This is a genomic window from Variovorax sp. SRS16 (assembly GCF_901827165.1).
Lineage (GTDB): Bacteria > Pseudomonadota > Gammaproteobacteria > Burkholderiales > Burkholderiaceae_C > Variovorax.
Genome location: NZ_LR594666.1, coordinates 5,752,819 through 5,762,991, shown reverse-complemented (window position 1 = coordinate 5,762,991; position 10,173 = coordinate 5,752,819). Strand labels below are relative to the sequence as shown.

Here is a 10,173-nt window from a genome sequence, read left to right as displayed (position 1 = left end):
GGGTGCTTTGAAATGTGGTGTGTCCCTCGGCCATCTCTCGTCTTCGTATTGTGGATAGTCGCACCCGCGATGCGCCGCTGATTCTAACTTGTCAAAACCTTATCCACACCGCTTCCGCGAGGGCGAAAAGGGCGTGAGGCCCGAAGCTGCATTGTCCTGGGGCTGAATGTTTGCGATAATCGCGGGTTTCCCTGAAAACTCTTTCTTTGTGTGTTTCGGGGCATGCCAGGAAATCACCATGAAACGCACTTACCAAGCATCCAAAGTCCGCCGCGCCCGTACCCACGGTTTTCTCGTTCGCATGAAGACCCGCGGCGGCCGCGCCGTGATCAACGCGCGCCGCGCCAAGGGCCGCAAGCGCCTCGCCGTCTGACGGCATCGCTGCTGCCCGCCATACCGTTGCCGCCATCGACCTCCGTCGGCGTCGCGCGGTTGGCTTCCATGCAGCGGCTCAAGACCCGCGCGCAATTCCAGGCTGTCCTCGCAGGTGCCACCGTGGCGCGCACTGCTCACTTCGCATTGCATCGCTGTGCGCTCGAAGCGCCGCCTGGTGCGTCGCCGCTGTTCGACATGCAGGACGTGTGGCTCGGCGCGATGGTGCCCAAGCGCTGGGCTCGTCGCGCCGTGACCCGCAACGCCATCAAGCGGCAGATCTATGCCATGGGCGCGGCGTCCGATAGCGCGTTGCCGCATGCGGCCCATGTGGTTCGTTTGCGCTCCGGCTTCGATCGCAAGGAATTCGTGAGCGCCGTCTCGGGCAAACTCAAGGCCGCCGTGCGTGTCGAACTCCAGCAGTTGTTGGAACGCGCCGTGGCGGCGCGCGCATGAGAATGATGATGCGGCGCCTGCTGATCGGCCTCGTGAAGGCATACCGTGTGCTGCTCAGTCCCTGGCTGGGGCAGTCGTGCCGCTTCGAGCCCACCTGTTCGGTGTATGCGATCGGTGCGCTCGAGCAGCATGGCGCCGCAGTCGGCAGCTATCTCACGCTACGCCGCATCGCCCGATGCCAGCCCTGGTGCCAGGGTGGCCATGATCCGGTTCCGCCGAAAGCGCAGCGCGGGAACCAAAGGCCGGGATCGCTGTTCTCCTTTCTTTCTTCCGACGACAAGAAGTCTTCTTCATGAACGATATCCGCCGCACCATCCTGTGGGTGATTTTTGGCTTCTCGCTGGTGCTGCTGTGGGACCAATGGCAGGTCTACAACGGCCACAAGCCGACCTTCCTTCCTTCCGCCAAGACGACCGTATCCGCAAATTCGTCGGGTTCCGCGGCTGCGCCTGGGGCATCCGCATCTGCCAGCGCTCTTCCCGCCGCCGGCAACGCCGTGAGCACTGCGGTTCCGACGCAAGGCGCGGCGACGGCCGTCGGAGAGAAGGTCAAGGTCTCCACCGATGTGTTCGAAGCCGTGCTCGACGGTGAAGGCGGCACGCTGTCGCAATTGCAGCTGCGCAAGTACGTCGACCAGACGAACAACGGCGGCCTGCTCGAAACCGTGCAGCGCGTGCTCGGCCGTCCCGTTCCGCCGAACGAAGTCAAGGATGTGACCTTGATGGAAGACGGCTCGCCCGCCACGCGCTATGTCGCGCAGACCGGTCTGCTCAATCCGGTCGATACCGGCGAGCGCTTTCCCAACCACCTGACGCTGATGACCGCGCGCAGCGGTCCGCGCGAACTGGCCGACGGTCAGAACACGCTCGAGGTGGCCTTCGAGTCGCAACCCGTCGGCGGCTTGAAGTACATCAAGACCTACGTGTTCCAGCGCGGTGACTACTCGATCCGCGTCAAGCACCAGATCGTGAATGTCAGCAACGAGCCGCTCGACCCGCAGCTCTATCTGCAACTGGTGCGCCACGGCACGGTCGCCTCCGGCACGATGTTCGGCACCAACACCTTCACCGGCCCGGCCGTCTACACCGACGAAAAGAAGTTCCACAAGCTGGCCTTCACCGACATCGCGAAAAAGAAGGTCGAGATGCCTGCGCCCGCTGACAACGGCTGGGTGGCCATGGTGCAGCACTATTTCGTCTCGGCCTGGCTGCTCAACGCACCGGGCAGCGACAAGCTCAAGCGCGAGTTCCGGGTGGCCGACCTCGGCAATAACCTTTACTCGGTCGCGATGGTGCTCGACCTGCCGAAGCTGGCGCCGGGCGCCACGGAAACCGTCGACAGCGACCTGTTCGCCGGCCCTGAAGAAGAAAAGAAGCTCGAGGCGCTCGCGCCCGGCCTCGAGCTGGTCAAGGACTACGGCATCTTCGCGATCATCTCCAAGCCGCTCTACTGGCTGCTCAACCAGCTGCATGGCATTCTGGGCAACTGGGGCTGGTCGATCGTCGCGCTGGTCGTGCTGCTGAAGGCCGCGTTCTATTGGCTCAATGCCAAGGCCTATGCGAGCATGGCCAAGATGAAGGCCATCAATCCCAAGGTGATGGAGATGCGCGAGCGGCTCAAGGACAAGCCGCAGGAAATGCAGCAGGAGATGATGCGCATCTATCGCGAGGAGAAGGTCAACCCGATGGGTGGCTGCTTCCCGATCGTGATCCAGATTCCGGTCTTCATCGCGCTGTACTGGGTGCTGCTGTCTTCCGTCGAAATGCGCCACGCGCCGTGGATCGGCTGGATCCATGATCTGTCGGCACCCGATCCGTGGTTCATCCTGCCGGTCGTGATGACGGCAACCTCGCTGTTCCAGACCTGGCTCAACCCGACGCCGCCGGATCCCATGCAGGCCAAGCTGATGTGGATCATGCCGCTGGCCTTCAGCGTGATGTTCATCTTCTTCCCGGCCGGCCTCGTGATGTACTGGATCACGAACAACGTGCTGTCGATCACGCAACAATGGTTCATCAACAAGCGGCTGGGCGTGCTGGGCACCAAGCGCAGCAAGTAGCCGGTCGTCGGACCGCCGTCGAACAAGGGCCGCAGCAGCGGCCCTTTTTGCTTGGAGAATCGTTCCCATGCTTGCACGCCCCTCCGATCCGATCGTCGCCATCGCCACGGCCTCCGGCCGCGGCGCCGTCGGCATCGTGCGCGTCTCCGGTGCGCAGCTCGATGCGCTGATTGCCGCGATCTGCGGACGCGCCCTGAAGCCGCGCGAGGCGACCTATCTGCCTTTTCGCGATGCGGCTGGCGCGCCCATCGATCACGGTCTGGCCATCCACTTTCCGGCGCCGCATTCGTTCACCGGCGAGGAGGTGCTCGAACTGCAGGCGCACGGCGGTACGGTGGTTCTGCAACTCCTGCTGGCGCGCTGCCTCGAGGCCGCCGCCGACATCGATCGGGCGACCGGCCGGCAGCGTCTGAGCGGCTTGCGCGTGGCGCAGCCGGGGGAGTTCAGCCAGCGCGCGTTCCTCAATGGAAAGATCGATCTCGCGCAGGCAGAGGCGATCGCCGACCTGATCGACGCCAGCACCGAAGCCGCGGCGCGCAGTGCCGGGCGCTCGCTGTCGGGCGCCTTTTCGCAGGAGATCCACACGCTGCGCGATGCGCTGATCCACTTGCGCATGCTGGTCGAAGCCACCCTCGACTTTCCCGAGGAAGAGATCGACTTCCTGCAGAAGGCCGATGCGGCCGGACAGCTGGCTTCGCTGCAGGTGCAACTCGGCGCGGTGCAGCAGCGCGCGCGCCAGGGCGCATTGCTGCGCGAAGGCATCAAGGTCGTGATCGCCGGTCAACCCAATGCGGGCAAGAGCTCGCTGCTCAACGCGCTGGCGGGTGCCGAACTCGCCATCGTGAGTGCGGTCGCGGGCACCACGCGCGACGTGGTGTCGCAGACGATCCAGATCCAGGGCGTCCCGCTGCACGTCGTGGACACCGCCGGCCTGCGCGACAGCGTCGACGAGGTCGAGCAGATCGGCGTCGCGCGCGCCTGGAATCAGATCGAAGGCGCGGACGCCGTGTTGTTCCTGCACGATCTGACGCGCGTTGCGTTGCCTGACCATGCCGAGGCCGACGCCGCGATCGCCCGCATGCTGGCAGCCAAGCTGCCGCCCTATGTGCCGGTGCTCGATATCTGGAGCAAGCAGGATGCCGCCGCCGACGCGCCGACCACCACGGGCGTCGTGCTGTCCGCCCGGACCGGATTCGGCATCGAGTCGTTGCGGCAACGGCTGCTCGAACTGGCGGGCTGGCAGGCCGTTCCGGAGGGCGTGTACCTCGCGCGCACCCGCCATGTCCAGGCGCTGTCGCGGGTCGGACAGCACCTCGAAATAGCCGCCGAGCACCTGTCTGCGCGGGCGCAATCGCTGGATCTGCTGGCCGAGGAGCTGCGCCTGGCGCAGAACGCCCTGAATGAAATCACGGGCGAGTTCGGCGCCGCCGATCTGCTGGGTGTGATCTTTTCCCGCTTTTGCATCGGGAAGTAATCTAAAAGTGTTAGTTCAAGTGACTTCTGTCACCACATCTACGGGCGATCGCGGATACTCCGCCTCGCACAGTAGGGGTAGCAGTCATGTCCTCCAACATCCAGGATCTTTGCCGCGCGATCGCGCAGAACACGAGCTATGACGCGTTCGTGCCGGCCCTCAATCCGCAACAATGGGAAACCTTTGCCAGCTATCTGCAACCCTCCGACCTTGCCGCCGGGCAGGTGCTGATCGACCAAGGTGCGAACGACCGCACGCTCTTCTTCATCGAAAGCGGCGCGCTCAGCGTGCATCTGATAGGCGACAAGGGCCAGATGCAGCTGGCCATCCTCAACCCCGGGTCGGTGGTCGGCGAAGGTGCCTTCTTTTCCAGGCTGCCGCGCTCGGCCAATGTGATTGCGACCGGCGCCGCCCGCGTCTGGCGCCTCACGCCCGTGCGCTTTTCCGAGATGGCAAACCGCCAGCCCGGCCTTGCGCTGGAACTCACACTGGGACTTGGCGCCGTCATTGCCAAGCGGATGGTCAACAAGCCCAAGCGCGTCGCAGTGACGTGAGCGGCATGTCATCCGGCGTGGCCTTCATCGAATCAGGCCGGCCGGTTGCGGGATCCTTTAGGGGCTAGACATGGCTGTGGTGTGCGGCGACTGCCAGACCGAAAACCGGGATGGTGCGAGATTCTGCAAGGGATGCGGTCGAAAACTGGCCCAGACATCGACGGCGGCCGGCAGCGGCGACTGGCCGGAGACCCAGCGCATGCCTCTGCCGATTCCGGTGGCGCCGCCGGGAATCTTCGATCCTGCGCCGGTGCCTCGACCGGCAGCCGCACGGGACGAGGCAACGGTCATCACGGGTGTCTTGTCGCGGCCCTCGCCAGCTTCAGGGAGCATGCCTCTGGCGTCGTCTCCTCGTATCGGTCGCGCGTCTGCATCGGCGAAATCACGAGGCGCTTCCGCTCCCGGCAAGAGCGCGTCCGGAGCCCCCTGGCGGCTGATTGGTGTGATCGCGGCCCTCGTTGTCGTGGGCGGCGGCTGGTACGTGTACGACACCGGGACGAACGACCAGGCGCCCGCCGATGCGCCGGTGGCCCTGTCCGCACCTCCACCTGTCGAGCCACCTGTGGCGCCGGTCGCGCCTTCGGTCGAAGCGCAGATCGTCGCGCCCTCGCCCCCGAAGGCCGAGGAGCCCGCGCCACCACCGCCTGCGCCGGCGGCCGTGGCCAAGCCTCGCATCGCCGCCGTTCCGAAGCCACGCAAGCCTGTGCCCGTACCGGCGGCCGCGCCTGCGCCAGCCGTGGTGGCTGCACCGCCGCCGCCCGAAGCCGTCGCGCCGCCGCCCGCAGCGCCGCCGAACCCGCAAACGGCTTGCGCGGACCTGAGTTTCTTCGCGCGTGCGCGGTGCATGGCCGCGCAATGCGCCAAGGCCGATTTCAAGGCGAGCCCGCAATGCGATGCGGTGCGCCGCCAGCAGCAGATCGACGAAGAAAAACGAAACCCGACGCTGGCCGACTGAAAGCGGCTTCGGTCTCCAGCCTCCTGCCGGTGCGGCGCCGCGCCGGCGTGCGAGTCAGCCCTTCTGCAACTTGTCGATCGCCATGGCGAGCGCGCCGGGCTTGCCGGACAGGACCAGCGTGTCGCCATCCTCCAGCACCGTGTCGTCGCTGGCCTCCGCCGCCTTGCCATCGCGCCGCCGCAGGCTCGCCACACGCACACCCAGCACGCTCAGAGCGAGCCGATCGAGCGGCAATCCCACGGCGCGCGCGCCGGCCGCGAGCGTGAAGCTGTTGAGTCGCTCGTGGTCGAGTTCGTCGGCGTTGTCGTCGTCGGCGCCATGGAAGTAGCCGCGCAGCAGGTTGTAGCGCGCGTCGCGCTGGTCCTGGACCACGCGAATCACGCGGCGCATCGGCACGCCGACCAGGGCCAGTGCATGGCTGGCCAGCATCAGGGAACCTTCGATCGCCTCGGGCACCACCTCGGTCGCACCGGCGGTCTGCAGGCGCTCCAGGTCGCGATCGTCCTGGGTTCGCACGATGACCGGCACCTGCGGTGCATGGGTGCGCGTGTTGGCCAGCACCTTGAGCGCGCCTGGCACATCGAGGTAGGTCACGACCACCGCGCTGGCGCGGGCCAGGCCGGCCGCCATGAGCGCCTGCAGCCGGGCCGCATCGCCGAACACCACCGAGTCGCCGGCTGCGGCGGCCTGGTGCACGCGATCCGGGTCCAGGTCCAGTGCCAGATACGGAATGCCCTCTCGCTCCAACACGCGCGCAAGATTCTGTCCGCAGCGTCCGTAGCCGCAGATGATCACGTGCTTGGCGGTGTTGATGGTCTTGCGTGCGATCGTCGTCATCTGCAGCGACTGCTGCAGCCAGTCGCTCGCGACCAGCTTTCGCACGATGCCGTTGCTGTACATGATGATGAACGGCGTCGCCAGCATCGACAGCACCATCGATGCGAGCACCGGGTTCGCGAGCCAGCGTGGCAACAGGTCCTGCCCTTGCGCCAGCGTCAGCAGCACGAAGCCGAACTCGCCTGCCTGCGCGAGGTACAGGCCCGTGCGCAGGGACACGCCCGAGGTCGCGCCGAGCAGGCGCGCCAGCACGGTCACCAGCACCAGCTTGAAGGCCAGCGGCATCAACAGCAGCACGGCGACCAGCAGCCAGCGCTCGACCACGATGTGCCAGTCGAGCGACATTCCGATGGTGATGAAGAAGAGGCCCAGCAGCACGTCGTGAAAAGGCCGGATGTCCGTCTCGACCTGGTGCTTGAACTCGGTCTCCGAGACCAGCATGCCGGCCACGAAGGCACCGAGCGCAAGGCTCAGCCCGGCGAGTTGGGTGAGCCATGCCAGGCCCAGCGTGACCAGCAGCAGGTTGAGCATGAAGAGCTCCTCGCTGCGCCGGCGCGCAACCAGCGTGAGCCACCATCGCATCACGCGCGGACCGCCGTAGAGCAGCACGCCGACCAGGAAGATGGCTTTGAGCAGCGCGATGGCCAGCGCCTTGAGCAGGGCCTCCGGCGGTGCACCCAATGCCGGAATGAGGACCAGCAACGGCACCACGGCCAAGTCCTGGAACAGCAGCACGCCCATCACACGTTTGCCGTGTTCGCTGTCGAGTTCGAGCCGCTCGGCCATCAGCTTCACCACGATCGCCGTGCTGCTCATGGTGAGCGCGCCGGACAGCGCGAGCGCGGTCTGCCAGCCCAGGCGCCAGGTGGGCGGCAACAGCGATGCGATCAGCAACGCGCCCGCCGTGGCGATCGCCATCGTCAGCATCACCTGCAACAGACCGAGGCCGAACACGTGCCGGCGCATGGCGCGCAGTTTGGGCAGACTGAATTCCAGGCCGATCACGAACATCAGGAACACGACGCCGAACTCGCCCAGATGCCGGATGCCCTCGGAGTTCTGCGCCAGCGCCAGCGCGTGCGGGCCGATGAGCACGCCGGCCGAAAGGTAGCCGAGCATCGGCGGCAGCTTGAGGTAGCGGCAGATCACCACGCCGATCACCGCAGCCAGCAAATACATCAGCGTGAGATCGAACGACGACATGGCCCGATGCTACTGAATGTGGCCGCGGCGCCAGCACTTTGTGCCCTGGCAGGTCCCGGCCGATAAAATCCCGCGATGAGTTCCCGCCCTGCCATGGCCTCGACGGCCGAACCCGACGCGATGCTCGCGCGGGCGCGTATCACTTTCGACATCGAAGCCGAAGCCGTGCTGGGCCTCAAGCAACGTGTCGGCGTCAGCTTCGTCGACGCGGTGCGCAAGATCCTCGAGGTGCGCGGTCGCGTGGTGGTCATGGGCATGGGCAAGAGCGGCCACGTCGGCCGCAAGATCGCCGCCACGCTGGCGTCGACCGGCACCCCGGCGATGTTCGTGCACCCGGCCGAAGCGAGCCATGGCGACCTCGGCATGATCAAGTCGGTGGACCTCGTGCTGGCCATCTCCAACAGCGGCGAGGTCGAGGAACTCACGGTGATTCTTCCGGTCGTCAAGCGCCAGGGCGTCCCGCTCATCGCGATGACCGGCCGCGCCGATTCGACGCTGGCGCGCCATGCCGACATCGTGCTCGACAGCGGCGTCGAAAAGGAAGCGTGCCCGCTCAACCTCGCACCCACCGCCAGCACCACGGCGCAAATGGCGCTCGGCGACGCGCTGGCCGTTGCGCTGCTCGATGCACGCGGCTTCGGCACCGAGGATTTCGCGCGTTCGCATCCGGGCGGCGCGCTCGGCCGAAAGCTGCTGACCCACGTGAGCGACGTCATGCGCACCGGCGGCGAGGTGCCGCGCGTCGGTCCGGGCGCCAACGTGAGCGAACTCATGCGCGCGATGAGCATCCAGGGATTCGGCGCCGCCGCGGTGATGGAAGCCGACGGCCGGGCTGCGGGGATCTTCACCGACGGCGATCTGCGCCGGCTGGTCGAAGCCGGCGCCGACTTGCGTACGGCGACGGCGGCGACCGTGATGCATCGCTCGCCGCGAACGATCCGCGTCGACGCCCTGGCGGTGGAAGCAGCGGAGCTGATGGAGCAATACGGCATCACTCGCCTCTTCGTGACCGATGCCGCCGGCCTCCTCGTCGGTGCGCTCAACACCCACGACCTCATGCGCGCGAAGGTCATCTGATGCCGCTGGACTTCCGGGCCGAGACCTTGCTTGCCGCGCAGGACATCCGCGTCGCCTTCTTCGACGTCGACGGTGTCCTGACCGACGGCGGCGTCTACTTCAGCGAACACGGCGAGACGCTCAAGCGTTTCGGCATCCTCGACGGCTATGGCCTCAAGCTGCTGCGCGAGGCCGGTATCGTGCCGGCGGTGATCACCGGCCGCGATTCGAAGCCGCTGCGCATTCGCCTGGAGGCGCTGGGCATCCAGCATGTTCGCTACGGCACCGAACACAAGCTGCCGGCCGCCGAGGCCATGCTCGCGTCGCTGGGTTTCGATTGGACGCAGGCGGCGGCGATCGGCGACGACTGGCCCGATCTGCCGGTGCTGGCACGCGTCGCGTTCGCGGCTGCGCCGGCCAATGCCCATGTCGAAGTGCGCGCCATCGCGCACCATGTGACGGCCGCACGCGGCGGCGAAGGTGCAGCGCGGGAATTCTGCGATCTGCTGCTCACGGCAGGCGGCCACTATCGGCGCTTGCTGGACCGCGCGCGGGGCCTCGCGGCATGAAGCAGATCCTGAATCTGCTGCGCGACGGCTTCGATCGCGTCACGATCTACCTGCCGATCATCGTGGCGGCTGCACTCGCGCTCGGTACCTACTGGCTGGTGCGCAATGCGCCGAGGCTGCTCGCGCCGGCGGCCAAGGAGGCGCCGACGCACGTGCCCGACTTCTTCATGCGCGGTTTTGTGATCAAGAACTTCCTGCCCAACGGCGATTTGCGCAGCGAGCTGTTCGGCAAGGAGGGGCGGCACTATCCCGACAGCGACACGCTGGAAGTGGACCAGGTGCGGATGCGTTCCGTCTCGCCCGAAGGCCTGGTCACGCACGCGACCGCCAACCGGGGATTGTCCAATGGGGATGGCAGCGAGGTGCAGTTGTTCGGCAATGCGATCGTGGTGCGCGACGCCGCACTCGCGTCCGACGGCAAGGTGATGCCGCGGCTGGAGTTTCGCGGCGAATTCCTGCACGCGTTCCTGGACACCGAGCGGGTCAAGTCGAACAAGCCCGTCATCCTCACGCGGGGAACGGACCGGTTCACCGGCGACTCGCTGGATTTCGACAACCTGACCGGCGTCGCCAATCTGCATGGACGCGTCCATGGGCTCTTGATGCCACCCGCGGCCGCTGCGGGAACCAAGCCCTGA

Annotated in this window: 11 protein-coding genes; 10 read left to right on the top strand and 1 reads right to left on the bottom strand. The window is 66.4% G+C overall.

The genetic code is table 11. The features are described from left to right. The first annotated feature begins 238 nt into the window (after positions 1 to 238). From rpmH to E5P2_RS27705, 7 genes are all read left to right on the top strand, one after another. Positions 239 to 373: a 50S ribosomal protein L34 gene (gene rpmH / locus E5P2_RS27735; RefSeq protein ID WP_007834827.1), complete on the top strand. Its 135-nt coding sequence runs from the start codon at positions 239 to 241 to the stop codon at positions 371 to 373. A gap of 68 nt (positions 374 to 441) precedes the next feature. Further along, positions 442 to 828: a ribonuclease P protein component gene (locus tag E5P2_RS27730; protein WP_162570283.1), complete on the top strand. Its 387-nt coding sequence runs from the start codon at positions 442 to 444 to the stop codon at positions 826 to 828. 5 nt (positions 829 to 833) lie between these two features. Then, entirely contained in the window at positions 834 to 1,124 is a 291-nt protein-coding gene (gene yidD, locus E5P2_RS27725; protein ID WP_162570282.1) for a membrane protein insertion efficiency factor YidD, read from the top strand. Next, positions 1,121 to 2,887: a membrane protein insertase YidC gene (yidC, locus tag E5P2_RS27720; protein ID WP_162570281.1), complete on the top strand. Its 1,767-nt coding sequence runs from the start codon at positions 1,121 to 1,123 to the stop codon at positions 2,885 to 2,887. Before yidD ends, yidC begins: the two co-directional genes overlap by 4 nt. 67 nt (positions 2,888 to 2,954) lie before the next feature. After that, a complete protein-coding gene (gene mnmE / locus E5P2_RS27715) occupies positions 2,955 to 4,361 on the top strand; it encodes a tRNA uridine-5-carboxymethylaminomethyl(34) synthesis GTPase MnmE (protein WP_162570280.1) in 1,407 nt (468 codons plus the stop codon). An 86-nt stretch (positions 4,362 to 4,447) separates the two neighbouring features. Next, positions 4,448 to 4,915: a Crp/Fnr family transcriptional regulator gene (locus tag E5P2_RS27710; RefSeq protein WP_162570279.1), complete on the top strand. Its 468-nt coding sequence runs from the start codon at positions 4,448 to 4,450 to the stop codon at positions 4,913 to 4,915. Positions 4,916 to 5,357: 442 nt separating this feature from the next. Next, positions 5,358 to 5,870, top strand: coding sequence for a hypothetical protein (locus E5P2_RS27705; RefSeq protein WP_162570278.1), 513 nt, complete (start codon positions 5,358 to 5,360; stop codon positions 5,868 to 5,870). 54 nt (positions 5,871 to 5,924) lie between these two features. Here E5P2_RS27705 and E5P2_RS27700 read toward each other — a convergent pair whose 3' ends face one another. Beyond that, a complete protein-coding gene (locus E5P2_RS27700; protein ID WP_162570277.1) occupies positions 5,925 to 7,910 on the bottom strand; it encodes a monovalent cation:proton antiporter family protein in 1,986 nt (661 codons plus the stop codon). Between the two features lie 75 nt (positions 7,911 to 7,985). On the opposite strand from E5P2_RS27700, the gene E5P2_RS27695 reads away from it, so the two are divergent. Genes E5P2_RS27695 through lptC form a run of 3 tightly spaced genes read left to right on the top strand, consistent with a single transcriptional unit; the run spans position 7,986 to position 10,173 of the window. Next, entirely contained in the window at positions 7,986 to 8,987 is a 1,002-nt protein-coding gene (locus E5P2_RS27695) for a KpsF/GutQ family sugar-phosphate isomerase (protein ID WP_162570276.1), read from the top strand. After that, positions 8,987 to 9,535, top strand: coding sequence for a KdsC family phosphatase (locus tag E5P2_RS27690; RefSeq protein ID WP_162570275.1), 549 nt, complete (start codon positions 8,987 to 8,989; stop codon positions 9,533 to 9,535). Before E5P2_RS27695 ends, E5P2_RS27690 begins: the two co-directional genes overlap by 1 nt. Further along, complete coding sequence (gene lptC, locus E5P2_RS27685) at positions 9,532 to 10,173, top strand: LPS export ABC transporter periplasmic protein LptC (protein WP_162570274.1); 642 nt, start codon at positions 9,532 to 9,534, stop codon at positions 10,171 to 10,173. Before E5P2_RS27690 ends, lptC begins: the two co-directional genes overlap by 4 nt.